Raw genomic sequence first — 25,584 nt, 5'->3', positions numbered from 1 at the left:
GCGTTCGACTCGGTGATCGAGCCGGCCCATCACGACGGAACGATTATGATAGCGTTGACACGGGACGGGGCTGCCCCCAGCCACGAAGCGACTCAGGGCCCCAGCCGACGACCAGCACGATCGCCACGAGGGCAGTCCCGAGGTGGACAGCCGGGTACAACTCGGGACTGAATCCGATCGTCTCACCAGTCAGATTACCGACAAAGTGCAGCCCGATCACGGCGAGGACGCTTCGCTGTGTGTTGTTGTAGACCCATGTGGCGATGATGGCGGTGAGCACGATGCTCGGGAGCCACCACCACAGCGCCGGATCGAAGGTCGTTCCCTCGTAGTAGCCGGCCATATAGACGAGTGGCACGTGCCACGATGCCCACACGACGCCGAGGATCAGACTCGCCACCAGCGCGCTCCAGCGCGCCTGCAATTGATCGAACCAGTAGCCACGGAGGCCGATCTCCTCTATCGTCGGAAAGACGAGCGCGACGGCGACCAACAGGAGCAGTGCTGTCGGATCGAGCAGGCGGTCGGTCGTGATGACCTCGAGCGGCGCCGACGTGTACCCGGTTGCGAGCGCGATGCCGGCGGCGAGCAGATTGAACGCCGGATAGAAGAGGACGATGACCAGCCACCAGCGGGGCTCGATGCGGTCGCGATCGGTCAGCCGTCGCCGGAGATCAGCGAGGCCCGCACGGCCCTCCTCGAGCCACAGCAACACCAGCCCTGCGAGCAGCGGACTCATCCCGCCGACGAGGAACAGCCCGACGTTCGGAACCGACCACACCGACTCGCCGGAGGCGACGATCGGGAGCCAGAACAGGTACGCCCAGCCCAGATAGAGCGTCGGAAAGGCCCACGGCTGCGAGCGCTCGAGCGCCCGCCGCACTCGCGTCTGGGCTGTCGACCGTGACGTGGCGTCCATACCCAACGTCACGGCTCGCTGAAACGATGAAGGCGTGCGTTCGCTCTCACGGACTGGGAACGAGAACAGGACCGAAAGAACGCAGCGACGGCGTTACTCGCCGCGAAGCTCGTTCATGTGGTCGATCCGGCGCTGAACGAGGTCGGCCTTGCCGATGTCGTGGCGCATGTGCAGCCCCTCGTCGCCGGCAACTGCGAGCGCGTCTTCGGCGATCTCCTCGGCCTCGCTGATCGAGTCGGCGACGCCGACGACGGCGAACGACCGGGAGGTCGTCGTGTAGATGCCGTCGTCGCGCTCGTCGACGCTGGCGTAATAGAGCAGGGCATCACCCGCGCTTTCCTCGTCGACCTGCACCTTCGCGCCGGCTTCGGGATCGGTCGGGTAGCCCTCTGGGACGGCGTACTTACAGACCGTCGCCTGGTCGGCAAAGTCGAGTTCGGGCGGGGCCTCGCCGTCCCGTGCCGCGGTGAGCACGTCGAGGAAGTCAGTCTCGAGGACGGGCAGCGTGTTCATCGCCTCGGGGTCGCCAAAGCGGGCGTTGAACTCGATGACACGGGGGCCGGTCTCGGTCAGCATGAACTGGCCGTAGAGGATGCCCCGATAGTCCTCGAGAGCGTCGACGGTCGCCTCGATGATCGAGACGGCCTCCTCGTAGTCGTCGTCGGTCATGAACGGGAGCTCGTTCGTCGCGTCGGAGTAGCTCCCCATACCGCCCGTGTTCGGCCCCTCGTCACCCTCGTAGGCGCGTTTGTGGTCCTGCACTGCAGGTGCGGTTTCGAACGCACCGTTGGCGACGAAGGCCTGGATCGTCACTTCCTCGCCAATCAGCCGTTCCTCGAGGACGATCCGCTCGTAATCCGATTCGCGGATGTACTCTTTGCCCTCTTCGGGCGTGACCTGATCGCCGATGACCTTGACGCCCTTGCCGCCCGTGAGGCCGGCAGGCTTGATCGCCAGATCGCCGTCGTACTCGTCGATGAACTCGCAGGCGGCGTCCATGTCGTCGAACGTCTCGAAGTCCGGGCAACCGGGAATGTCGTTGTCGGCCATAAACCGGCGCTGGAAGGCCTTGTCCGTCTCGATGCGGGCGTCGGCTTCCTTCGGACCGAAGGCGTAGATGCCTGCGTCCTCGAGCGCGTCCGCGACGCCGGCCTCGAGGGGAGCTTCAGGGCCGATGACAGCGATCGTCGCGTCGATCGACTCGGCGTAGTCGACGACGGCGTCGGGATCGGTCGTCTCGAGCGTCTCGAATCCGGCGGCGATGCGGGCGATGCCGGGGTTTTTGTTGCCGGCACAGGCATAGAGGTCGGCCTCGCTATCCTCGAGTGCGCGGGCGATGGCGTGTTCGCGGCCGCCACCCCCGATCAACAGAACGTTCTCTCGCATGGTCGATAGCGGAACGCACGAACCTGTAAGCGTTGCTCTTTCGGCGGCTGGAAGTATCCACGTTCATGGAGTATTTATCCGAAAGGGATACGTTCGACGCCGCCGTCAGCACAGACAACACGTCGTCGGTCACGTCCGAGAGCGGAGGAACTCGTCGTCGAAGGTGAGACTGTCCTCGTCGACGGGGCTGAACTCGGCGGCCACGAGATTGCCGGCCGGATCGAAGATTTCGGATTCGTCGCGCATCACGTAGAGCTGTCCCGTGTTCGTCCCCGCAGCCTCCTGGGGAAAGAGGAGGAAGCGCTGGTTCGTGCCAAGGTACCTAGCGTGGACGGTGTTGTAATCGGTGAACAGCCCGCTCTGTTCGACGTCTTGGGGTACCCAACCCTGCGCGCCGGAGGTGATCTCGAACAGGGCACTCGAGTAGAAGTCGTCCGGACGGACTGCCGCCTCGCCACCCCCGCCCTCGAAGTACTCGAAGTCCTCGTCCTCTTCCATTTTGAAGGGTAGATCCATCTGTGTGACCGGTCGGTACTCTACCCGAATGAGGTTCACAGCCGGAAGTTCCGGCGCTTCCGATCCCAGTCGGTCGTCGAAGACGTAGACCTGCCCGCGCTCGACCTGCGCGTTCGGTGGCAGGAAGAGGTACCCCTCCTCGTTCGTGTTGAAATACTCGATGACGCGCACACTGTGATTCCGTACCGGCTCCTCGTTTTGTACCACAGGGGCGTTCTCGAGCGGCGGTGAGACGACCCTGAAGATCGCACCGGAGAAGTACGTCTCGCGGGTGGAGATCGCGTCCTTCCAGGACGCGTCAGCTGCTTCGTTCCCGGACTCCTGGGCCGTCGCATTCCCCGTTACTCCGAACGCAAGCGCGCCCACGGTCGCCGCACCCGTCCCGACGAATCGGCGTCGCGTCTCGAAGCGTGGTGTGTCAGTCATTGTAATCAGCCGCCTTTTCAGGTCGTCCCTTCAGCCCGTCTGTGGATAGGTTTCGGGCCGGAGTTTGCAGCCACCTCTGAGCGACTGGCGACTCCGAGGTCTCGAGACGCCGACGGCGGCGATCGGTTACTGATCGGCATTGGACCGGAGTCGATCCCGGAGGAAGCCGACGAGACCGCCGACGTGGCCTGCTCCCCAGATCGCTACGATCAGGCCACCGATCGCGTTGAACACGAAATCGGTGGCGATGTCGTCGACTCCATAGACGGGAACCAGATCGCCGAGGGCGTACTCGAACACTTCCCACAGGACGCCGGCAGCGAGGACGAAGACGACGATGAATAGCGATCGAAACGCCGACGGAACCGCCACGTCGTCGGAGTGAAGCTCGAGCGCCCGGAACGAGGCATACCCGAACCCGGCGACGACGATCGACGACACGGTGTGTGTCACCTCGTCGTACCACTGATACTGCCGGTAGATGCCGATCGAGCCGAGTGAGTGGAGGAAGACGGCGGCGGTGATCCAGAGGACGAGTCCGGCGTCCATCGCGTACCCATATTCCCGCCGCAGAACCGCTGGCAAGAGTGTGACACAGAGCGCGAGTCCCGCCGTCACGGAAACTGAAACCCTCCCCGTCACCGTGCCGTAGACGATCAATCCGACCAGTGCGAGCTGTAGCAGCCACACGAGACGTCGCTCCCAGGTGTCGAACACATCGAGTAGATCGCCGAGCGTCATGTCGGCCCCGTACTGTTGGTCGCTCGACCGATGGATCCGGCAGGCTCGAACCGCGTGAGATACCATTCGAAGAGCCCACCCAGGACGAAGCCAACGAGCGTGACGACGACGATGTCCTGCTGGAGTTCGGTCTGCGAGTGCAGAAACGCGGTCCCGAACCACCGATCCGAGTAAAACTGGGCGACGGTCCAGAGCGCCTGCAGCGCCATCGTCGTCATACCCGCGAAGGCGACAGCGAAACGACGGCTCAACTCGATCGACGTGAAGACCTCGAGTTCGACGACGACGATCAACGCCAGCGTCGCGACGATGAGATATCCCGCGGCCTCCGGACTTAGCCCGACCCCCCTGGCGATCACGGCGATCGCAGCGACCGACAGCACGGGCCAGGGGAGCATCGCCGTCCAGTCGCGGGTCGCCAGCGCCGGCAGCGACGCCACGACGACGACCAGCAGTGCGAGCCCGCACCAGAGGAGGGCGGCCGTGAGCCCGTTCCAGATGGCACTTAGCGCCACAATGCCGGTCAGTACCCATCCGATGACGGCGTTCGCCCGCTGTCCGTGGACGAGGTCCTCGAGTGTCACCACTACTAGTGACACACCGTCGAACTAAAGTCCGAAGCCGGCACAATAACCGTCGAGAGACGTAGCCGTTTTTATCGGACGGACAAAACCCACGTACAATGCAACAGTACCTCGAGCTCGTCGACACGGTTCTCTCGACGGGGACCTACAAGCCCAATCGGACCGGTGTCGACACGATTTCGTCGTTCAGCGAGCACTACGAGGTGGATCTTCAGGAGGGGTATCCGCTGTTGACGACCAAGGAGATGGACGGCTACCGCTGGAACTCGATGCTCCACGAGGTCTGCTGGTATCTCTCCGGCGAAGAACACATCCGGAATCTCCGCGAGGAGACCAAGATCTGGGACGCCTGGGCCGATGACGAGGGGCAACTCGACACCGCGTACGGTCGCTTCTGGCGACGGTATCCGATTCCCGAAGACAATGCCCAACTCGAGGGCGAGACCTGGCCCGACGCGGCCCACCAGTGGGTCACCGAGGAGGCTGACGGCCGACGGACGTTCGATCAACTGCAGTACGTGATCGATACGCTCTCTGAGTCGCCGAACTCCCGTCGGCTCGTGGTCAACGCCTGGCATCCAGCCAACGCAGCCGTTTCGACGCTACCGCCCTGTCACTACACGTTCGTCTTCAACGTGCAGGGCGATCGGCTGAACTGCCATCTCACCCAGCGGTCGGGCGATACCGCACTCGGAATCCCATTCAATATTGCAGCCTACGCGCTCCTGACGAAGGTGATCGCCCAGCAGACTGGCTTCGAGCCCGGAACCTTTGCCCACACCGTCGTCGACGCTCACGTCTACTGCGGGCGCGGCGCTCGCGGAGAGTGGTACGCCGACAACCTCGAGACGCTGCAAGCGAAGCTGGCGGCGGTCGACGACCGCGCGGAGTATCTCGCGATCCGCGAGTGGCTCAAGTCGGAGGCTCCGCCCGAAGACGAGGGTGACGAACGGCTCGATCACGTCCCCGGCCTGCTCGAGCAACTCTCGCGGGAGCCACTCTCACGCCCGACGCTCGAGGTCGCGGACGTCTCGATCGACGAGCTGAGCTACGACGACGTCGAACTTCGGGACTACGAGTCACACGACGGCATCGACTTTTCGGTGGCCGAATGAGCGGGGATCGAGACGGATCGCCACTGGAGACTGACCGCGAACTCGTCGTCATCGTCGCGGTCGCCGACAACGGTGTCATCGGCAAGGACGGCGACATGCCCTGGCATATCCCCGCCGATCTCCGACACTTCAAGGAGACGACGATGGACCATCCGGTCATCATGGGCCGGGTCACGTACGAGGGGATCCTCGAGACACTCGGCGAACCGCTCCCTGGCCGGACGACGATCGTCCTGACGAGTCGCGACCTCGAGACGCCTGCAAACGTCGTCGTCGCACACGATCTCGAGGCTGCACTCGAGGCAGCCGAAACCGCTGCCCGTGAGCGCCACGACGGAACCGATCGCGTCTTCGTCGCCGGGGGCGCGACGGTCTACGAACAGTTCCTGCCGGCGGTCGATCGGCTGATCGTTACCGAAGTCCACGACGATCCCGAAGGCGATACGCACTTTCCGGAGTGGGATCGAGAGTCGTTCCGGGCGGTTGCACGCGACGAGCGCGACGGGTTCGCATTCGTAGAGTACGCCCGCCGCGACTGATTTCACACGGGGATAGCACCGTTTCGTTCCCCGAGTACAGATCACCTTTGACGGCGAAACAATGGGGCTGGCTTATGTGAAGATTGAGTCAAGAACTTTCTACCCCGCACAGGGGATCAGGTGAGAGATATGACAGAAAACGATACAGACCAGTCGAGCGACTCGAGCGGCTCGCTCGCAAAGCGAGGAACGCTGGCTGCGACGGCGCTCGCCCTCGGTGCGGGCGCGACAGCCGGAACCGCCACTGCACAGGACGACGAGGACGTGGTCGTCGTGTTCGATGACGACTACCGTCCCGATGCCGACTTCGACGTCGTCTCGGAACTCCAACCGGAGACGAAAGAGGACGTGTTGGCGGACTCCGGCTCTGCGGACGACGTGTTCGACGACCCGGACGACTGGGACGCATACATAATCAAGTACGATCTGGACACGGACGCCCCGGCGTGGGGGATCCTGTTTACGGAGGATATCAGCCTCGAAGCCGGCGACAGCGAGACGATGGGTGAGGACGGAGCGTTCCGTGACTCCCAGTTGGACATGATCGAAGCCGAGTTGTAAGCACAAACGAGAGACCTCGCCGACAGCGGTCTCCCGTTCGAACCTTTTCTCTCGCGTGACGGTCCCGCTCGTGGCGTCGATCGTGACGTGTCTCACTCGCGGCCCGATCGAGACTCGAGTTGTCGGCCGCGAGACCCACGCCAGCGGCGTGGGCCGATATCGCTGGTCGAATTGCCGACCGGTCACGGTCGTGATCAGTTTCTCGTGATGGTTTTCTCGCGGACAGTCCGAGGAAAGCATTTGTTTTGTTATACGATGGGTTCGGACCACACGGCACAGCTGGTGTAAAACCCACTGACACACCGCTACGACCCGAATCAGGCCATATCGGATCGACAGCGACGCGACTGCCGGTCGGCACGGGCGACTCCCATCAGTTACGAAACGTAATGGCAGAAAGCACGCGCGTTGACGCCCGTTTCGCTCGATAAACAATCATTGCTGACAGTATTCGGTCGGTAGCTCGTGAAGTGTCGAAATCAGGGCGTATAGGCATCCAGAACGACCATCCTTCGGGTTCAGTTTGTCTTAGACAGTGAAACGATCGGGCCGACTTATGCGAAAATTGGGTCAAGAACAGGTCACCCCGAACAGGGGACTTAGGTGAGAGACATGACAGAAGACGATAGCGGACTATTCGACGACTCACGGCGCTCGTTCATGAAGAAAGGAGCGGTCGCCACGACGGCGCTCGCCCTCGGCGCAGGCGCGACCGGGACCGTCAGCGCTCAGGCGGACGGCCAAGTGCTCGTGTACGGAGACGACTACCGGCCCGGCCAGGACTTCGAGGTCATCTCGGAGCTAAACACGCAGACGAAAGAGGATCTGATCGCGGACTCCGGGTCGGAAGACGACATCTTCGACGATCCGGACGACTGGGAGGCCTACATCATCAGTTACGATCTAGGTGCCGAAGCCCCAACGTGGGGCTTCCTGCTCTCAGAAGATATCGCCCTCAGCTCGGGCGACAGCGAGACGATGGGTGACGATGGAGAGTTCCGCGACTCCCAGCTGGACCTGGTCGAAGTGACCCCCGGCGCGTCCGGCAACGGCGGTGACGAGGAAGACAACGGCAACGGCGGTGACGGCGGTGACGGTGGCGATGGCGGTGACGGCGGCGACGGCGGCATGGAAGACGGTGGCACCGACGGTAACGGTGGTGCTGGCGGCAACGATACCGGAGCCGGCGGCGGCGGTGGCGGCGGCAACTAACGCTACCCCCGGTCTGGTAACTGACGCGACACATTGATCTGTTTTTTAGCGCGCGACCGAATACGCGACACTCGAGAGTCGATCGACCAGTGAGAGCCATCAGCCGACATCGAACCGATTTACTGGCCGCTCGTTCAGTCAAATAGCTGCCATCAGTCGAGTACATTGGCATATCGTTTTCTCTCAGGTCGACTCTCTCCTCCAAATTCGTGCCACTAGATCACATGCTGTGACGTGAAGGGTATATAATGGTTCTTCAGACAATTCTCGGGGGATTGAAAACCCCCCGGTTCGAAAGCGGAGTATGGCAATCGACCAGTTCTCGGATGCGATCCGGGAATTCGAACACGACGGTGAGTCGTACAAGATGGCGGATCTTACGGTTCTCGAGGAGCAGGGCCTCTGTGACCTCGATAAGATGCCCGTGAGCATCCGCATTCTGCTCGAGTCGGTGCTGCGCAACGCCGACGGCGAGACGATTGACGCCGACGCCGTCCGCGCGGCGGCCTCCTGGGAACCCGACGTGCCGGACGCCGAGGTTCCGTTTACGGTCTCGCGTGTCGTCCTGCAGGACCTGACGGGTGTGCCGGCGGTCGTCGACCTCGCGGCGCTGCGCTCTGCGGCCGACCGCAAGGGCGTCGATCCGACGGTCGTCGAACCCGAAGTCCCCTGCGACCTCGTGATCGACCACAGCGTGCAGGTCGACCACTTCGGCAGCGAGGACGCCTACGAGAAGAACGTCGAGATCGAGTACGAGCGCAACGAAGAGCGCTACCGTGCGATCAAGTGGGCCCAGCAGGCATTCGACGAGTTCAACGTCGTCCCGCCAGGAACGGGTATCGTCCACCAGGTCAACCTCGAACACCTCGGTCGCGTCGTCCACGAGCGCGAAGTCGACGGCGAGCAGTGGCTCGTCCCCGACACGCTCGTTGGCACTGACAGCCACACCCCGATGATCGGCGGCATCGGTGCCGTCGGCTGGGGTGTCGGTGGCATCGAGGCCGAGGCCGCACTGCTCGGCCAGCCGATCAACATGAGCCTGCCGGAAGTCGTCGGTGTCCGCCTCTCGGGCGAACTCCCCGACGGCGCGACCGCGACCGACCTCGTCCTCCACATCACGGAGAAGCTCCGCCAGGTCGGCGTCGTCGACAAGTTCGTCGAGTTCTTCGGCCCCGGCGTTTCCGAGCTTTCGGTCGCCGACCGCGCGACCATCTCGAACATGGCCCCCGAACAGGGCTCGACGATCAGCATGTTCCCCGTCGACGACAAGACGCTCGAGTACCTCGAGCTGACGGGTCGCGACCCCGACCACATCGAACTCGTCAAAGAGTACCTCGAGGCACAGGGCCTCTTCGGCGAGCAGGACCCCGAGTTCACCGAGGTCGTCGACTTCGACCTCGGCGAGGTCGAACCCAGCCTCGCAGGCCACAAGAAGCCCCACGCCCGCATCCCGATGGGCAACTTAGACGAGCACTTCCCGACGCTGCTCGAAGAAGAGGGCGTCATTCCGTCGGGTGCCGCCGAAAGCGATGGCGGACTCGTCGCCGAGAGCACGCCCGCACTCGACGAGAAGATCCCCGTCGAACTCGAGGACGGCACCGAAGTCGAGATCGGCCACGGTGACATCCTCGTTAGCGCGATCACGTCCTGTACGAACACCTCGAACCCGTCCGTGATGGTCGCGGCCGGCCTGCTCGCACGCAACGCCGCAGAGCAGGGACTCGAAGTGCCTGAGTACGTCAAGACCAGCCTCGCGCCCGGGAGCCGTGTCGTCACGGAGTACCTGAAGCGTGCGGACCTGCTCGACGATCTCGAGGAACTCGGCTACCACGTCGTCGGCTACGGCTGTACGACGTGTATCGGCAACGCCGGTCCGCTGCCGGAGCCGGTCGAGGAAGCTATCGACGAGCACGACCTCTGGACGACGAGCGTCCTCTCGGGCAACCGTAACTTCGAGGCTCGTATCCACCCGAAAATCAAGGCCAACTACCTCGCCAGCCCGCCGCTGGTCGTCGCCTACGGCCTCGCAGGTCGGATGGACATCGACCTCGAAGAGGAGCCGATCGGCACCAACGACGAGGGCGAAGAGGTCTACCTCGAGGATGTCTGGCCGGACACCGAGGAAGTCCGTCAGACGATCCACGACAACGTCTCCCCCGACATGTTCGAGGAGAAGTACTCGAGCATCTACGAGGGTGACGAGCGCTGGGAGGCACTCGACGCGCCAACCGGCGAGGTCTACGACTGGGACCCAGAGTCGACGTACATCCGCGAGCCGCCGTTCTTCCAGGACTTCCCGCTCGAGGAACCCGGCGTCGACAACGTCGAGGACGCCCGCGCGCTGCTCACGCTCGGTGACACCGTCACGACCGACCACATCAGCCCCGCCGGGCCGTTCGGCGAGGACCTGCCCGCCGGCCAGTGGCTCAAAGAGCGCGGCGTCGAACCCTACGAGTTCAACACCTACGGCTCGCGCCGTGGCAACCACGAGGTCATGATGCGTGGCACCTTCGCGAACGTCCGCATCAAAAACGAGCTGCTCGACGGCAAGGAGGGTGGCTACACGATCCACCACCCGACCGGCGAGGAGACCACCGTCTTCGAAGCCTCCGAGCGCTACCGCGAGGAGGACACGCCGCTGATCGTCATGGCCGGCGAGGAGCTCGGGACTGGCTCGAGCCGAGACTGGGCCGCGAAGGGGACCGACCTGCTCGGTATCCGCGCGACCATCGGCAAGAGCTACGAGCGCATCTACCGTGACAACCTCATCGGCATGGGCGTCCTGCCCCTGCAGTTCAAAGACGGCGAGGGCTGGGAGGAACTCGGCCTCGAGGGCGACGAGTACTTCGAGATCGAAGGTCTCGAGGACGGCCTCGAGCCGAACGCTGAGCTGACCGTGACTGCAGAGGACGACGACGGCGAGACCACCGAGTTCGAGGTCACCGCACAGGTCGACACGCCGATGGCGGTCGAGTACGTCGAGAACGGTGGCGTGCTCCACCTCGTGCTCCGTCGCCTGCTCAACGAAGAGCTGCAGTAACGGACACGAACCCACGTCTCATAGCAACTCGATTTTTGCCGCCGTCGCCGCCTCGAGAGCGGGTCGTACGTCGGGCTTTTAGGACTTACAGCCGTACGCATTCGTATGACAGCCCCTACCCAGCGCAACCGGCTCGACGAGGAGGAGAGTCCGTATCTGCGTCAGCACGCGGACAACCCCGTCAACTGGCAGCCGTGGGACGAGCAGGCCCTCGAGACGGCACGGGAACACGACGTCCCGATCTTCCTCTCGATCGGCTACTCGGCGTGTCACTGGTGTCACGTCATGGAAGAAGAGAGCTTCGCCGACGAGGCCGTCGCAGACGTACTCAACGAAAACTTCGTCCCGATCAAGGTCGACCGCGAGGAGCGACCGGACATCGACAGCATCTACATGACCGTCTGCCAGCTCGTCTCCGGGCAGGGCGGCTGGCCGCTGTCGGCGTGGCTCACCCCCGAGGGGAAGCCGTTTTTCGTCGGCACCTACTTCCCGCGGGAGGGAAAGCGCGGTCAGCCTGGCTTCCTCGATCTCTGTGAGCGAATCAGTGACTCCTGGGAGAGTTCTGAGGATCGGCCAGAGATGGAAACGCGAGCCGAGAAGTGGACCGACGCGGCGAAGGATCGACTCGAGGAGACACCCGCCGCAGACGCCGATGCCGGCGGGTCTGCGGGACCGCCCTCGAGCGAAGTCCTCGAGACGGCTGCCGACGCGATCGTGCGCAGTGCCGACCGTCGGTGTGGCGGCTTCGGCTCGAGCGGGCCGAAGTTCCCCCAGCCCTCGCGCTTGCGCGTGCTCGCGCGAGCACATGATCGAACTAGCGATGACGAGACAGCGTACCGCGAGGTGCTCGAGGAGACCCTCGACGCGATGGCCGCGGGCGGGCTCTACGACCACGTCGGCGGCGGCTTCCATCGCTATTGTGTCGACCGGGACTGGACGGTCCCCCACTTCGAGAAGATGCTGTACGACAACGCCGAGATTCCGCGGGCGTTCCTCGCTGGCTACCAGCTCACCGGCGAGAATCGCTACGCCGAGGTCATCGGCGACACACTCGAATTCGTCGAGCGGGAGCTGACCCACGATGACGGCGGCTTCTTCAGCACCCTCGACGCCCAGAGCGAGTCGCCAGACACCGGCGAGCGCGAGGAGGGGGCGTTCTACGTCTGGACGCCCGACGAGGTCAACGACGTCGTCGAGCACGAACCCGACGCCGCCCTCTTTTGCAAGCGCTACGACATCACCGAATCGGGCAACTTCGAGGGACGGAACCAGCCCAACCGCGTGACGCCGGTGTCGGAACTCGCCGTCGGCTTCGACCTCGAGGAAAGCGAGGTCCTGAAGCGACTCGAGTCGGTCCGCCAGCAACTGTTCGAGGCTCGCGAGGAGCGTCCGCGACCCGCTCGCGACGAGAAGGTACTCGCGGGCTGGAACGGGCTGATGATCTCGACCTACGCCGAGGCGGCGCTCGTACTGGGCGAGGACGACTACGCCGAAACCGCCGTCGATGCCCTCGAGTTCGTCCGCGAGCGGCTCTGGGACGACGACGAACAGCGCCTCTCCCGGCGGTACAAAGATCGAGACGTGGCCGTCGACGGCTATCTCGAGGACTACGCCTTCCTCGCACGTGGCGCACTGGACTGCTACCAGGCCACCGGCGAGGTCGATCATCTCGCCTTTGCACTCGAGCTCGCACGGACCATCGAGTCCGAGTTCTGGGACGCGGATCGGGGCACGCTCTACTTTACGCCCGCAAGCGGCGAGTCGCTTGTCACCCGGCCCCAGGAATTGAGCGACCAGTCGACGCCCTCCGCGACCGGCGTGGCCGTCGAGACGCTGCTCGCGCTCGACGTCTTCGCTGGCGAGGACGAAAACTTCGAGGGAATCGCCACGACCGTCCTCGAGACCCACGCGAATACCCTCGGAGCAAACGCGCTCGAGCACGCGACGCTGTGTCTCGCCGCCGACCGGCTCGAGTCGGGTGCGCTCGAGGTGACGGTTGCGGCCGACGACCTGCCAGCTACGTGGCGCGATCGGTTCACATCGCGATACTTCCCTGATCGGCTGCTTGCGCTTCGACCGCCGACCGAGAACGGGCTCGAGGCGTGGCTCGACCGGCTGGGGCTCACGGACGCACCGCCGATCTGGGCCGATCGCGAGGCCCGCGACGGCGAGCCGACGCTGTACGTCTGTCGGAATCGGACGTGCTCGCCGCCGACTCACGACGCCGACGAGGCCCTCGCGTGGCTCGACGGCGAGGGGGCTCCCGACGGTGGGAGCACTCAGAGTCAGGATGGTGACGCGCCGTTTTAGGAAACCAGTTCGGTCGGCTGCAGACGCGGGGTCTTAGGCTGCGTCGGGTTCGAGGGCGGCCTCGAGTTCGTCGGCAAGCCAGACCGCGGGTGGGACCGCTTCGTCCTCGACGAAGCGGGTCACTTCCTCGCCGTCGTCGGTTTCGACGACGATCGTTGGAATGTATTCGATGTCGTACTCCTCGACGCCGGGACCCTGTTTGTCCTGATTGAGGGCGAACGACTCGATTCGGTCGTCGGGAACCGCGGCGGCCTCGAGTGCCGCGCCGAAATCTGGCAACAGGGCGCGACAGTCCTTACACCAGTCGCCGCCCCAGACCTTGTACACTAGTTCGTCGTGTGCTGCAAGCGTGTCGACCGCCTCCTCGTAGCTGGCCGCGTCCCACGTGGGGTTTGGCCGCATGGTCTCGAGACTCATGGGCGGTGCTTGCGGTGGGAGTCGCTTAACTGCCTCGTTCGCGGTACGGAACGCTCACAGTGACCCGTCCGAGCGAGTGACGATTAGCGGACGCCGTACCGGTTTCGGCGTTGGTCGCCTCGTTCGGATAGTTCGGTCACGACGGATTCGACCGTCTCGACTTTCGAGAACTGCTCTTCGATCGCGGCGGTGACCCGCTCGAGATCGTTGCTAATCGACTGAATTTCGTCGTCGATCGCATCGAGCCGTGCGGCCATCTCCTGTGTGTTCGACGCCTGATCGTCGACGAGCGACGAGAGTTCGTTGACGTCGTCTGTAAAGGCGGTTACGCTTTCCCGAACGTCGTCGATTGCCTCGTAGACGTTCGAACTCTGCTCGAGATTGCGCTCGAGTCGTTGCTGATTGTCATCGACTGTCTGACTCGTTTCGTCAGTCTGTTCACGAAGGGTTGCAACGCGCTCGTCGGCCTCTTTCGTCTGACGCTGTATCGTCTCGGAGAGCTGTTGGAACTCGTCAGCGACGACGGTGAAACTATCGTCAGGCCGCGATCGACTGGCCTCGACGTTCGCGTTGACTGCAAGCGTCTTCGTCTTCTCTGCAGCCTCGCCGATCACGCTGTGAATGTCGCTGAGTTCGTCGATCGTCTCCTCGAGCGTCTCGAGGTCGCTGGAGACGTCTGCTTCGGCGTCGGTGGCCGCTTCCATCGACTCGAGCAACTGTTCACAGTGGTCTTCGCCGGTTTCGACGCGCTCGAGGAGTCCCTCGCCCTCGAGGATCGATTCCGTGGTCGTCGCGAGTTGCTCGATCGCGACGCTGATCTCTTGCATATCCGACGACGCCAGTTGTGTCTGTTCGGATTGCCGTTCGACGGAGCGATTGATGTCATCGACGTTCTGTCCGATGGCTTCGCCAGCCGTCGAAATGTCCTGCATCGAGTGCGACACCCTGTTCGTCACGTGCTGTTGATGCTCGAGAAGGTCTTCGACGCTCGAGTAGGAGTCAATGTAGGTGTCGATCGCGACCTGCATGTCGAGATTGATGATCTTCAGAATCGAGTGCAGTTCGTCGATGCGCTCGTCGATGCGTTCGGAGAGTTCGTCCTCGAGTTCTTCGATCGTCGTTTCGAACGCTTCGTCGTCCTCGTCATCGGTGCCGCCACGACCAAGCAGCGACGAGAGTCGGCCCGTGCTCTCGTCGCCGTCGTCCTGGCGCTGTGCCTGCCGGTCGATCGCCGCCCTGATCGCCTCGGAGATGTCCGACTGAATCCGCTCGGAGATGATCGGGAGCAGGAGATTATAATAGACGCCGTACTGGCCGATGTAGTGTTTCATCGGCATCTCGAGCATGTCGTGGAGTTTACCGATCCGAGCGCGGTTCTCGAAGTAGCTCTGGTCGTAGTCTCCCGTCGCGAGGGTGACCAGATACATCTTCTGAGACCACTGAAGCTGTTCGACGCTTCGCGGCGACCGGTCGAGGATCTCACGAACTTGGGGGTTGTCCTCGATTTTCTCGTAGAACATCTCCGCGACGTCGTCACCACGGAGGTTGAACGTCTCCTCGTATCGGCGAAGTCGCTCGATATCGTCCTCGGTGAAATCGATGTACTGCTTTCGCCACTCGATTTCGTCGTCGGTGAGTCCGATTCGATCGACGAGATCCCCCGCATCGACGTTACTACTGTAGCCAACGGAACCAAACTGAGGCGTCTCCCCCATGGAAATATAACAGAAATTCACTTACAAATAGATGCTGGCTACGTGTGTGGGCTCAACGGCAGCACGTGGAGACGCGACTGTTCGCGTTCGGAGACAGAAGCGATCACCGGCACGTCCTGCCTGGGTCCAGCATGGGTTTACGTCTCGACTGCTTACGACACGCCAATGAAAGGGAGTATCCTGGACACCGTCGGCTCGCCGCTCGTTCAGGTCGATTCACCGGATGGCGTGACAGTCGCCGCGAAGATCGAATCGTTCAACCCTGGCGGCTCGGCCAAGGATCGGCCAGCCCGCGAGATGATCCGCGCGGCAGAACGCGACGGCCTGATCGAACCCGGCGACTGGCTCGTCGAACCGACCAGCGGCAACACCGGCATTGGCCTCTCGCTCGTCGCCGCCGCCCGCGACTACGACCTGACGATCGTCATGCCGGCCAATAAGTCCAAGGAGCGCCGCCAGATCATGGCCGCCTACGGGGCCGACCTCGAGCTCGTCGACGGCGACATGTCCGACGCCCGCGAGCGCGCCGACGAACTCGAGGCCGAGGGCGCGATCCAGTTAGGCCAGTTCGAGAACCCGGCGAACCCCGAAGCCCACTACAAGACGACCGGCAAGGAGATCATCGAACAGGTCGGCGACCGCGAAATCGACGCCTTCGTCGCCGGTGTCGGCACCGGCGGCACGCTTTCCGGCACCGGTCGACGGCTCCGCGAGGAGTTTCCCGACATGGAGATTATCGCCGTCGAACCCGAGCGCAACGCCGTCCTCTCGACCGGCGAGTCCGGCGACGACGACTTCCAGGGGATGGGCCCCGGCTTCGTCAGCGACAACCTCGATCGCGACCTGATCGACCGCGTCGAGACAGTGCGACTCGAGAACGCCGAAGACGAGTGTCGCCGTCTCGCTCGCGAGGAGGGCGTCCTCGTGGGCCAATCCAGCGGCGCGACGAGTCTGGTCTCCCAGCGGATCGCCAGTGAAATCGCCGACCCGGACGTCGAGTGCCCGCAAGTGTCGTCGGCCTTCGACGATGCCGACGGGGCGGCCACCTCGGAGACCGACGGCGGACAGCAAGCCGACGACTGCCCGCTTGTCGTCACCGTCTTCTGGGACAGCGGCGAACGGTATCTCTCGACCGGGCTCTTCGACTGAGACTGTCCGAACAGGCGAAAAGAATCGTTTCACCTAGCCAAATCACCTTTAGGTAGCCTCTCGTCCGCATAGGTACGATGACACGTCTCTCCAGACGGACCATGCTGTGTACTACGACGGCAGCAATCGGCCTCTCGGCTGGCTGTCTCGCAGACGACGCGTCGGAGCCAGCCGACGACGATGGCGACGACACCGACGACAACGGCTCACCGACGGACGGCACCGAAGACGACCCTGACGCCCTCGGCGATGCGATCGAGGAGCTGCCTGACGGACTGGCCGATGGTCGGACGCTGACGTATCAGTCGCCCGCCTCGGGGGAGCCCGACATAACGGTCCTGCGGGATGCCGACAGGGCGACGGACTGGCTCGATGACCGAGGGTCGCTGCACGACGCCGAGACGGTCGCCACGTTCATCGACGAAACTGACTTCGAGACGTCGATACTGGTGTCGCTCTCGGACGCGGCTCCCACCCCATGTTATGAAGTAGTCCTCGAGTCGATCGCTATCGACGCGGGCGAGAGCGGCGACGACAGCGCTACCGGCGAAACCGAGACGAGCGGCAGTGACGAGCACAGTGCCGTCGAAGACGACGCACTCGTCCTCGAGGCAGCCGTCCATGAGACCGCCGAAGACCAAGCCTGCGCGCAGTCGATTACGACCGTCGGCCAACTCGTCCGCGTGACCTTCGACTCAGAGCCGCTGACGACGGTTTCGGCCACGCTCGTCGGTCACGATGGGTCGACGTACGGCGCCACGATGGGCAGTGACAGTGGCTCCGCGTCCGCGAGTTCGACCGTCGAATCAGAATGGGGAAGCGGCAGCGAGAGTCAGTCGCCAGACTCGTAGTCGTCAACTCGGACAACTTGATCCAGTCGTCGCAGTCACTCTCGAGCGAGCCACGACTCCTCCAATCCGTTACGAAAACTCGGCTTCAGTCACTCGGACGACGAGGGTCTCTTCGATATCTCTGAGATCGTACGCCGGCAACTCGCCATTAGTTCGACGAACGTACAGCGGTTCGACGAGCCGAAAGGTCGGTCCGCCAGCAGGTGTCGCGTCATCGCTCGCGTCTGCGTCGTCCGCATCGCCGTCGTCCACATCGATCCGCTCGAGGCCGTACACCTTGCAAAACTCGGCCGTCTCGGCGGGTTCGACGTCACCGTTTCGAAGCTGGGTCGCCAGCGACCGCGAGAGCCACTCCGTGTCGCTGACGCTGGGTTCCTGAACGAGTGCTGCGTCGACGAACCGGGTCAGATACCAGTCGAGGTCGTTCAGCAGTGAGACGGCAGCGCCGACGCTGACCGTCCGCAGCGCGAGGGCGTTCTCGAACGGTCGCGTCAAATCGTAGGTCGCAAGGGCCTCTCGAGCCGTTTCCCGGGAGAGCAGTTCGTACTGGAGGTTGCTCTCGGCCTCGCCGAGCAGACAGACGCGGGTCACTACGCTGTGGTGGGTGCGACGGTGTAATGTCGGTTTCGGCTTTCCGATTGATTGTGACGGTCTCGAGGCGTCGCTGGTTCCGGTCAGGTATCAGTGCTGGCTCGAGGGGTCAGGAGCGACGCGAGTGAGTACGTCGGAAAAGCGGGATGGGGATGGGATTTGAACCACGCCCAGACGTGCTCGTGGTTCGAGAGAGCGAAGCTCTCTCGTCATCACGAAAGACGCGAAGCGTCTTTCGAACGACTTCGCTGCGCGCGACTGGTCTCGTTCAAACCCATCGACCTCGCTGTCGCTCACGGAGTTGTTCGCGACAGCAACGGTGGGGATGGGATTTGAACCCATGAGGCTTGACAGCCACCTGCTCTCAAGGCAGGCGCGTTAGGCCGCTCTGCCACCCCACCTCACTCTCCGATTCAGCACACGTTCAAAAAGAGTTGTCGGTCTAAACGCGCTCGAGGTCACCGTCTTCACCCACCACGATCCCCAGGTCGTCGACCAGTGTCGCCGTTGCCTCGGCACCTGGCCGGTCGGCAGCCTGCTGAGCTGCGAGTCTCGCGACGGTTGCTTGCAGTCCGGTCGGCGTCGTCACAGTCGGGAGCATCGGTGCGAACCCGACACCGAGGCCGTCGTCGGCCGCCTGCTGGGCTAACGTCGACAGGTCGGGCGTTGCGTACGCATCGGTGAAATCGATCGGTTCGGCAAAGCCGGCGAAGTAGGTCTGTCCTCGCTCGCTCGGCCCCAACACGACGTCGTGGCGCCGCAACGACATCGCCGCGCCGTCGATCTCCGTGCGGGCCACTAGCGGGGCTGTCGGCTCGAGCACACCCACGCTGTCTGCCACCTCGCGCTCGAGCAAGTGCGTGACGGTGTTGCCGATGCGGGCGGCGCGGCTCGAGCCGACCTGGCGCTCGAATCGAACCTCCGCATCCTCGCCGAGCGCGTCGAGGACGAGCGCGCGGACCTCGGCTTCGGGGTCGCCGTCAGCGTGCCCGTCGGGCAGCGTGTCGGCGTCACGGTAGTTAACTAGCAGGTCGCCGCCGCTCGAGGCGACAGCCCACAACACGTCGGCGACGGCGGCCTCGTAGAGCGAGACCGCCTCGGTGGCCGACAGTGGCGACTGCTCGACGAGCGACGAGAGCACGAGTCCCTCTCGCGGGGGTGTGACCGGAACGACGACGATCATACCCGCTACTCGGGGCGCGCGGTCCTTGAACGCGGCGCTTCCGGGGATCGGGTGCTCAACTGCGGCCCAAAATCGTGACAAGTTATAGTGACGTAGCGCCTTCGACCGGTATGGACAACCTCTCGATCGCCGGCCTGTTCGGGACGCTCGTCATCGTGGCGCTGGCAGCTATCGGTGTCGTCGGCTTCGTAGACGGCACGCTCATCGCCGCATCCGGCGAGTACGTCACAGCGACGATCGGCGTCCTCGTCGTCGCGGTCGTCGTCGTCGGGGCGCTGATCGCGCTCGGCGCGGGCTCGAAACGCTGGCGGGCAAACCCCTACTGGTAATCGAACGCGTCCGGTCCGACCGCTACCGTTCCTGCCGTCCTTTCGTCTGGCGATAATCCGTTGCCATCAGTTCCGCGAATGCCTCGAGCCACGCCTGTGTCTGCTCGTCGGTCCCTTCTCGAGGGTCGATCATCGGAACCAGTTCGAACCCGCGCCCGCGGATTCGAGTGGCGTGATCGTCGAGCAACGAGAGGTCTTCGACCGGGGTCGTCGTATATTCCGTTCCGAGTTCCGCGAGCGCACGCTCGCCAATCGGGACGAGGATTTCGGGGTTGATCATCCGGATCTCGGCGTTGAGATAGGGCTCGCAGGTGGTGATCTCCTCGTCGGTTGGTTCCCGGTCTGGATCGCGACAGCGGGTGAGGTGTGTCAGATAGACGTTCTCGAGGACCGGCTCGTCGGCCGGAGCGGTCACGTCACAGAGCCCGAGTCGCTCGAGAACTCGTCGGAGGCCACCGTCGCCGTCGCTGCCGCCCTCGCCGGCGAACGGAACGCCGGTGTCGTCTGCCCGCACCGTCGGCCGCTCACCGACGAACAGGAAGTCCGCGTCCACGTCGCCGTAGCCGTGGACGACCTGGCTGCGCGTCTCACAGAGTGCCGGACAGTTCTGGCACTCCTCGTCCATGCCGAAGGGGTTCGCTCGAGACTGTTGATTCGCGTCCACAGTCGTGTCTCGTATGGGAGACGCAAAAACGACGCGCCCGGAGACGCCGCGGATGGAGTCGTCCTCCGGCTGCGGCTCCATCGCCGTTAGCGCTTATCGATCCGGCGAGGCGGCCTCGCTGCGTCGGTACTGGGAGATGCCCTGCCGGTGGACGATCCCCGTATTGTTCGCGACGTTTTCAGTGATCGTCCGCAAGGCATCGCTAGTTCCGTCTTCCTCTTTCAGCACCGTCGGCTTCCCGCCGTCGCCGCCCTCCCGGACGGCCGGATCGAGCGGGATCGAGCCCAAAAATGGCAGGTCGTGTTCGTCGGCGAACTCCTCGCCGCCGCCGGAGCCGAAGATGTCGTGTTCGCCGCCACAGTCGGGACAAGCGAACGTCGACATGTTCTCGGCGATCCCCAGCACGACGGTGTCGTGTTTGGCGAACATCTCGAGGCCCTTGCGGGCGTCGTCGAGCGCGACCTCCTGTGGCGTCGTGACGATGACCGCGCCGGTGACGGGCATGGTCTGGAGCATCGTCAGCTGGGTATCGCCGGTTCCCGGCGGGAGGTCGACGACGAGGTAGTCGAGGTGGCCCCACTCGACGTCCTCGGTGAGCTGGGTGATGACCTTGTGAACCATCGGGCCGCGCCAGATGACGGGGTCGTCCTCGCCGGTGAGGAAGGCCATGCTCATCAGCTTCACGCCGTACTTCTCGGGCGGGACCAGCGTCTCGTCTTCGGTGGCCATCGGCGGCTCGTCGGCGTCGACCATCCGCGGGACGTTCGGTCCATAGACGTCGGCGTCGAATAAGCCGACGCGGGCCCCGAGTTGCGAGAGGCCGGCAGCGAGGTTGACCGCGACGGTCGATTTGCCGACGCCGCCTTTTCCGGAGGCGACGGCGATGACGTTCTTGACGTTCGGGAGCACCTGCTCCTCGCTTGCGAGATCGTCGCGATCGGGAATGCTCGCGGTCAGGTTCGGGTCGATCCCCTCGGCAGTCAGGGCCTCGCGAACCGCGGCGGCGATGTTGCTTTCGGCCGGGGAGTAGGGCGCACCCAGCGCGAGATCGATGTCGACCTCGTCGCCGTCGACGCTGATGTCGTTGACGAGTCCGAGCGACACGATATCGTCGCCGAGTTCGGGATCGTCGACCGTCCGGAGGCGGTCGCGTACGGCGGCTTCGTCCATGTCCGTAGGTACTGCCCGGCGTCGAAAAGCGTTGTGTTCCCACCTTTTTATCGGGGTCTCGGGCGGCGTCGCCGCCCTCGAACCCCGACAAAGATCTGGATCAAAAAGCCGCCCACTCCCAATAGTAGTTCGCGGGTGAATCGCTCCCAACGTGATAACACCGGATGAACTTTCACGCGTTAAAATCGAACCGCGGCCCGCCGTAAGTCGGCGGATCCGGCTCGAGTTCCACGCCCTGCTCGTAGCGCACGAAGTTCAGATAGAACGACCGGCCACAGCCCTCGACGGGTTCGCCCTCGAGGTCGGTAACGGGGCCGTCCTCGCCACAGTGGAACGCGATGCCATCCGCGTCTTCGAAATCCTCGTCCGGACTGACGTACTCCCATCCCGGCTGGGAGATCGTGGTCACGGATCGATCCGCGAGATCAGGCTGTCGCTCGACGCTCACCACGGCGTCGCAGTGTGGACAGGTGTACCGGACGGTGACGGTCATCGACGGTACTAGGGACCTCGAGACCGTAAGCCTGCGGGCGGCGGTGGTCGTCCGGCTGACTGACGACCGCGTCGTGTTCCGAACCGTTTACCCGATCGCAGACGCAGGACCGTCCATGACTGAGTTCGACCCCGAGAAGTTCGAGGAAAAGTACGTCCACTACTTCGAGGAACTCGAGGCGGCGTACTCGAGTGCGTACCAACAGCTCCACGGCAAGTACGACTCGACGGTGCTTCGGGCGATCGATCGGCAGATATTGAGCGAAAGTGAGCCGTTCTACGAGGGCAACGGCGAGTTCCGCGTCGAACTGCCCGAGAAGCCACGCGAGCGGGTCGGCGCGGTCGCAGACCACGAGCAGTTCGAGTCCGTCCTCGAGGCGTTCGTCGACCGAATCGAGGCCGAGTTGCGACAGCGATTCGACTTCGACGACGCGGCATAAGCTCGCGTCGAAAGTCGCGTGACGGCGACGGGTGACAACACCCGGAACACCTTTGCCGCTGACGGGAAACCATCACAGTATGATCGACGAGACGGCCGAGGAAATTCAGGAGATGCAGACGCACAGTTCCTCGGTGGTTGCGGTCCGCGCAGCGCAGGCCCTCGAGGAACTGACCGACCGAGAGTTCGCTACCGTCGAAGAATATACGCGGGCGCTCGAGCGAAACGGCACTGTCCTGCGGCGGGCGAACCCCTCGCACGCTTCCTTACAGAACGCCGTCCGGGAGATCGTCGGCGACGTGACCGACGCCGATCCCGACAGCGTCGCGGACGCAAAACGGCTCACGAGCGAGACGATCGAGGCGGTCGTCGCACGGATCGAATCCGGCAAGCGACTGGCAGCCGAAAACGCCGTCGACGTCCTCGAGGACGGTGCAACGCTGCTGACCCACGACTACTCTTCGACAGTGCTCGAGGCCATCGAGCAGGCGGTCGAGGCCGGCAAGACGTTCGACGTCTACGTCACTGAAGCCCGCCCGCGGTACATCGGACGCAAGACCGCTCGGGCGCTGTCCGACCTCGAGGGGGTCGAGGCGACGCTGATCACCGACAGCGCTCACGGGCTCTACCTCGAGGAGTGTGACCGGGTCGTCGTCGGCATGGATTGTATCGTCGACGACACCCTCTACAATCGCGTCGGCACGTTCCCGATCGCGTCGACGGCCGACCGGCTGGACGTGCCAGTGACCGTCCTCGGCTCGGCCTCGAAGCTCGTCGGCGAGGGATTCGTTTTCGAAAACGAGTTCCGGTCGGCCAGCGAGGTCATGGCCGAACCCGCTGAGGGGTTCGACGTGGCAAACCCTGCCTACGACGCGACGCCGGTCGCGTTGCTCGAAAGTGTCATTACGGACGAAGGCCGCCAGACGTTCTAGTCTCGTTCGCCGAACGTCCGCGGCGAGCCCTCGGGCGGGGCAGCCCACGCGACCGCATTTCGGAGGACCCGCTGGATCGCTTCGTTCTCGTAGATGGGATACGTCTCGTGGCCGGGACGGAAGTAGAAAATCCGCCCTTTTCCGCGTTGGTAACAGCAGCCGCTCCGGAACACCTCGCCACCCTCGAACCAGCTAACGAATACCAATCGGTCGGGTTCGGGAACGTCGAACGGTTCGCCGTACATCTCCGTCTCCGGGAGTTCGATCGCTTCGTCGAGCCCGTTGGCGATCGGATGACCAGGATCGACCACCCAGAGGCGCTCGGTGCCGCCGTCCTCGCGGTACTGCAGGCTACAGGACGTCCCCATGAGTCGTTTGAACGGCTTCGAGTAATGACTCGAGTGAAGCGGCACGAAGCCCATACCCTCGAGTACACGCTCCTGAACGCGGTCGACGACCGCGTCGTCGACGTCCTCGTGGGCGTCGTGGCCCCACCACACCAAGACGTCAGTCGATGCGAGGACATCGTCGGTGAGCCCGTGGGCCGGCTCCTCGAGCGTCGCGGTTCGAACCTCGTGGTCTGTGGCAAGTGTATCGGCAAGCGTCGCGTGGATCCCGTCGGGATAGACAGCAGCGACCGCGTCGTCCTCGCGTTCGTGGCGGTACTCGTTCCAGATGGTGACTGCGACCATGGCAATCCTGTCCACCCGCCGATGGCTTATACTGTCGGTCGTCGTCGGATGGCTGCGCAAGTGCGATCCACCGATCGAGAACAGCAGCCTATCAATGAATTCTTCCGATTGGATCGTGGGCGAAAATTGCCGAATGGGAGATAACGAACTTTCAATAAATTTGAAATGGAGACCACAATAGTATAATAATAGGTGAAATACAGCACGCCTGTATAGATTAATCGGTCATAACCCTTATTTCGATCGCCGACTGCCACTTCCTATGGAACAGGATCGAGCACAAACGACAGCGAAATCGATTGTTTCTCACGACACGTTTTGCTTCGCTGTAGCGACCGCGGAGGGGTGGCAATGATCGGTGACGACATCGGTGTCGGAATCGTTGGCCTCGGCGGAATGGGGACGCTCCACGCGCGAAGTGTTCGCGACCTCGGCGCAGCGGTCGTCGCCGGCGTCGATCTTGTCCCGGAGCAACGCGAGCGGTTCGCTGCCGAGTTCGACGCACGGACCTACGAAACGCACGAGGAACTCGTCGCGGATGAGACGGTCGATGCCGTCATCGTGACGACGCCCAACCGCTTTCACGAACCCATCGCGGTCGCAGCCCTCGAGGCAGGACTGGACGTCCTCGTGGAGAAACCCCTCGCTCACTCCCTCGAGAGCGCCGAACGCATCGCCGAGGCGGCGGCTCGATCGGCGGGCATCTGTATGGTCGGGTTCCACAACCGTCACGCCGCATCGATGGCCATGTTCGAGGAACAACGGGCCCGCGACCGGTTCGGCGAGCTCACCCATGTCGAAGCCAACTACGTCCGCCGACGTGGCGTCCCCGGCCCCGGCTCGTGGTTTACCGACCCCGAACTCTCTGGCGGCGGTGCCTTGGTCGACATCGGCGTTCACGCCCTCGATCTCGCGCTCTACGCGCTGGACTTTCCCGAGATCGTCGAAGTCAGCGGTGTCACGCGGACCACGTTCGGAACGCGCGAGGAGTACGCCGATCCCGACGGGTTCGGTGACAACTGGGATGCCGATGCCGAACGCTACGAGGTCGACGACTCCGTCAGCGCCTTCATCCGCTGTGCCGGCGGTCAGACGATCTCGCTCGAGGCCGCGTGGGCGACCAACCGCGAGGAGAGCATGGACTTCCGCGTTCGCGGAACGAAGGCAGGTGCCCAGTTCGATATCGGTGACACCGACCTTCGGGTTCTCGAGGCCGGCACGACCGGTCGCGATCACTACGCCGACGTCAGCATGAGCGCCGACGACACGCTGACCGGCTACGCCGAACAGGACGAGGCGTTCCTCGAGACCGTCGCGACCGGCGTGCCACCGGAGACCAACACCATCGACGAAGCGCTGACCGTCCAGCGCGTGATCGACGCGATTTATCGCTCGAACGAGGCCGAACGGTCGGTGACGCTCGCCGACGCTCGCGTCAGCGACGCCCAACTCGAGGAAGCGACGCGACTCGACTGACCGGCGATTTCTCGAAGCGCAGGTTTCGGCATGGGGTTCCAGACGCTATCGAACGCGACTTGACATGGTACCGACGGGAACTGATCGAAGAGCGCCGCCACTGGTCGCAGGACAAAATCGGAAAATCCGCCCGTT

25 protein-coding genes and 1 tRNA gene are annotated in these 25,584 nt (G+C 63.7%); 12 read left to right on the top strand and 14 right to left on the bottom strand.

Annotated elements, in window-relative coordinates; all coding sequences use genetic code 11:
- Positions 1-43 precede the first annotated feature (43 nt).
- The 5 genes from ACERI1_RS02795 to ACERI1_RS02775 all read right to left on the bottom strand — a co-directional run bounded on the left by ACERI1_RS02795 (position 44) and on the right by ACERI1_RS02775 (position 4,587).
- Complete coding sequence (locus tag ACERI1_RS02795) at positions 44-919, bottom strand: lysostaphin resistance A-like protein (protein WP_373616500.1); 876 nt, start codon at positions 917-919, stop codon at positions 44-46.
- A 93-nt stretch (positions 920-1,012) separates the two neighbouring features.
- Entirely contained in the window at positions 1,013-2,305 is a 1,293-nt protein-coding gene (gene purD / locus ACERI1_RS02790; protein ID WP_373616499.1) for a phosphoribosylamine--glycine ligase, read from the bottom strand.
- Positions 2,306-2,434: 129 nt separating this feature from the next.
- Positions 2,435-3,247 carry a hypothetical protein gene (locus ACERI1_RS02785; RefSeq protein WP_373616498.1) on the bottom strand — a complete coding sequence of 271 codons (813 nt, stop codon included), beginning with the start codon at positions 3,245-3,247 and terminating at the stop codon, positions 2,435-2,437.
- 126 nt (positions 3,248-3,373) lie between these two features.
- Complete coding sequence (locus ACERI1_RS02780) at positions 3,374-3,988, bottom strand: hypothetical protein (RefSeq protein WP_373616837.1); 615 nt, start codon at positions 3,986-3,988, stop codon at positions 3,374-3,376.
- Positions 3,985-4,587: a hypothetical protein gene (locus tag ACERI1_RS02775; RefSeq protein ID WP_373616497.1), complete on the bottom strand. Its 603-nt coding sequence runs from the start codon at positions 4,585-4,587 to the stop codon at positions 3,985-3,987. The genes ACERI1_RS02780 and ACERI1_RS02775 overlap by 4 nt, the downstream gene beginning before the upstream one ends.
- 83 nt (positions 4,588-4,670) lie before the next feature.
- On the opposite strand from ACERI1_RS02775, the gene thyA reads away from it, so the two are divergent.
- The 6 genes from thyA to ACERI1_RS02745 all read left to right on the top strand — a co-directional run bounded on the left by thyA (position 4,671) and on the right by ACERI1_RS02745 (position 13,349).
- Positions 4,671-5,687 (top strand): thymidylate synthase, encoded by a 1,017-nt coding sequence (gene thyA / locus ACERI1_RS02770; protein ID WP_373616496.1) that lies wholly within the window; start codon positions 4,671-4,673, stop codon positions 5,685-5,687.
- On the top strand, positions 5,684-6,226 hold the full coding sequence (locus ACERI1_RS02765; RefSeq protein WP_373616495.1) for a dihydrofolate reductase: 543 nt from the start codon (positions 5,684-5,686) through the stop codon (positions 6,224-6,226). The genes thyA and ACERI1_RS02765 overlap by 4 nt, the downstream gene beginning before the upstream one ends.
- Positions 6,227-6,355: 129 nt before the next feature.
- Complete coding sequence (locus tag ACERI1_RS02760) at positions 6,356-6,787, top strand: calcium-binding protein (RefSeq protein WP_373616494.1); 432 nt, start codon at positions 6,356-6,358, stop codon at positions 6,785-6,787.
- Between the two features lie 612 nt (positions 6,788-7,399).
- Complete coding sequence (locus tag ACERI1_RS02755; RefSeq protein WP_373616493.1) at positions 7,400-7,999, top strand: twin-arginine translocation signal domain-containing protein; 600 nt, start codon at positions 7,400-7,402, stop codon at positions 7,997-7,999.
- Between the two features lie 304 nt (positions 8,000-8,303).
- A complete protein-coding gene (gene acnA, locus ACERI1_RS02750; RefSeq protein WP_373616492.1) occupies positions 8,304-11,039 on the top strand; it encodes an aconitate hydratase AcnA in 2,736 nt (911 codons plus the stop codon).
- A gap of 105 nt (positions 11,040-11,144) precedes the next feature.
- Entirely contained in the window at positions 11,145-13,349 is a 2,205-nt protein-coding gene (locus ACERI1_RS02745; RefSeq protein ID WP_373616491.1) for a thioredoxin domain-containing protein, read from the top strand.
- Positions 13,350-13,382: 33 nt separating this feature from the next.
- On the opposite strand, the gene ACERI1_RS02740 is transcribed toward ACERI1_RS02745, so the two are convergent.
- Complete coding sequence (locus tag ACERI1_RS02740; RefSeq protein ID WP_373616490.1) at positions 13,383-13,766, bottom strand: thioredoxin family protein; 384 nt, start codon at positions 13,764-13,766, stop codon at positions 13,383-13,385.
- 83 nt (positions 13,767-13,849) lie between these two features.
- Positions 13,850-15,481, bottom strand: coding sequence for a protoglobin domain-containing protein (locus tag ACERI1_RS02735; RefSeq protein WP_373616489.1), 1,632 nt, complete (start codon positions 15,479-15,481; stop codon positions 13,850-13,852).
- A gap of 165 nt (positions 15,482-15,646) precedes the next feature.
- On the opposite strand from ACERI1_RS02735, the gene ACERI1_RS02730 reads away from it, so the two are divergent.
- Positions 15,647-16,630: a PLP-dependent cysteine synthase family protein gene (locus ACERI1_RS02730; RefSeq protein WP_373616488.1), complete on the top strand. Its 984-nt coding sequence runs from the start codon at positions 15,647-15,649 to the stop codon at positions 16,628-16,630.
- Positions 16,631-16,707: 77 nt separating this feature from the next.
- A complete protein-coding gene (locus ACERI1_RS02725) occupies positions 16,708-17,481 on the top strand; it encodes a hypothetical protein (protein WP_373616487.1) in 774 nt (257 codons plus the stop codon).
- 69 nt (positions 17,482-17,550) lie between these two features.
- Here ACERI1_RS02725 and ACERI1_RS02720 read toward each other — a convergent pair whose 3' ends face one another.
- The 3 genes from ACERI1_RS02720 to ACERI1_RS02710 all read right to left on the bottom strand — a co-directional run bounded on the left by ACERI1_RS02720 (position 17,551) and on the right by ACERI1_RS02710 (position 19,255).
- A complete protein-coding gene (locus tag ACERI1_RS02720; RefSeq protein WP_373616486.1) occupies positions 17,551-18,072 on the bottom strand; it encodes a DUF5804 family protein in 522 nt (173 codons plus the stop codon).
- 317 nt (positions 18,073-18,389) lie between these two features.
- Positions 18,390-18,473 (bottom strand) — tRNA-Ser (locus ACERI1_RS02715).
- Between the two features lie 41 nt (positions 18,474-18,514).
- Positions 18,515-19,255 carry a hypothetical protein gene (locus ACERI1_RS02710; RefSeq protein WP_373616485.1) on the bottom strand — a complete coding sequence of 247 codons (741 nt, stop codon included), beginning with the start codon at positions 19,253-19,255 and terminating at the stop codon, positions 18,515-18,517.
- 110 nt (positions 19,256-19,365) lie between these two features.
- Here ACERI1_RS02710 and ACERI1_RS02705 point away from each other — a divergent pair, with 110 nt between their 5' ends.
- A complete protein-coding gene (locus tag ACERI1_RS02705) occupies positions 19,366-19,584 on the top strand; it encodes a hypothetical protein (protein WP_373616484.1) in 219 nt (72 codons plus the stop codon).
- A 22-nt stretch (positions 19,585-19,606) separates the two neighbouring features.
- Here the strand turns inward: ACERI1_RS02705 and ACERI1_RS02700 are convergent, their stop codons facing one another.
- The 3 genes from ACERI1_RS02700 to ACERI1_RS02690 form a co-directional block, all read right to left on the bottom strand.
- Entirely contained in the window at positions 19,607-20,209 is a 603-nt protein-coding gene (locus tag ACERI1_RS02700) for a uracil-DNA glycosylase family protein (RefSeq protein WP_373616836.1), read from the bottom strand.
- Positions 20,210-20,341: 132 nt separating this feature from the next.
- Complete coding sequence (locus ACERI1_RS02695; RefSeq protein ID WP_373616483.1) at positions 20,342-21,418, bottom strand: Mrp/NBP35 family ATP-binding protein; 1,077 nt, start codon at positions 21,416-21,418, stop codon at positions 20,342-20,344.
- A 172-nt stretch (positions 21,419-21,590) separates the two neighbouring features.
- On the bottom strand, positions 21,591-21,911 hold the full coding sequence (locus tag ACERI1_RS02690) for a hypothetical protein (RefSeq protein WP_373616482.1): 321 nt from the start codon (positions 21,909-21,911) through the stop codon (positions 21,591-21,593).
- Positions 21,912-22,026: 115 nt separating this feature from the next.
- Between ACERI1_RS02690 and ACERI1_RS02685 the strand changes: the two genes are divergently transcribed.
- Positions 22,027-22,350, top strand: coding sequence for a DUF5783 family protein (locus ACERI1_RS02685; protein ID WP_373616481.1), 324 nt, complete (start codon positions 22,027-22,029; stop codon positions 22,348-22,350).
- A 79-nt stretch (positions 22,351-22,429) separates the two neighbouring features.
- Entirely contained in the window at positions 22,430-23,281 is an 852-nt protein-coding gene (locus ACERI1_RS02680; RefSeq protein ID WP_373616480.1) for a translation initiation factor eIF-2B, read from the top strand.
- Here ACERI1_RS02680 and ACERI1_RS02675 read toward each other — a convergent pair.
- Positions 23,278-23,973: a ThuA domain-containing protein gene (locus ACERI1_RS02675; protein WP_373616479.1), complete on the bottom strand. Its 696-nt coding sequence runs from the start codon at positions 23,971-23,973 to the stop codon at positions 23,278-23,280. The genes ACERI1_RS02680 and ACERI1_RS02675 overlap by 4 nt on opposite strands.
- A gap of 351 nt (positions 23,974-24,324) precedes the next feature.
- On the opposite strand from ACERI1_RS02675, the gene ACERI1_RS02670 reads away from it, so the two are divergent.
- Complete coding sequence (locus ACERI1_RS02670) at positions 24,325-25,449, top strand: Gfo/Idh/MocA family protein (RefSeq protein WP_373616478.1); 1,125 nt, start codon at positions 24,325-24,327, stop codon at positions 25,447-25,449.
- Positions 25,450-25,584 lie beyond the last annotated feature (135 nt).

Source organism: Natrinema sp. HArc-T2 (assembly GCF_041821085.1).
In the GTDB taxonomy this organism is placed as follows: Archaea; Halobacteriota; Halobacteria; order Halobacteriales; family Natrialbaceae; genus Natrinema.
The sequence above is the reverse complement of the archived record's forward strand: the minus strand, read 5'-3'. Positions and strand labels throughout refer to the sequence as shown.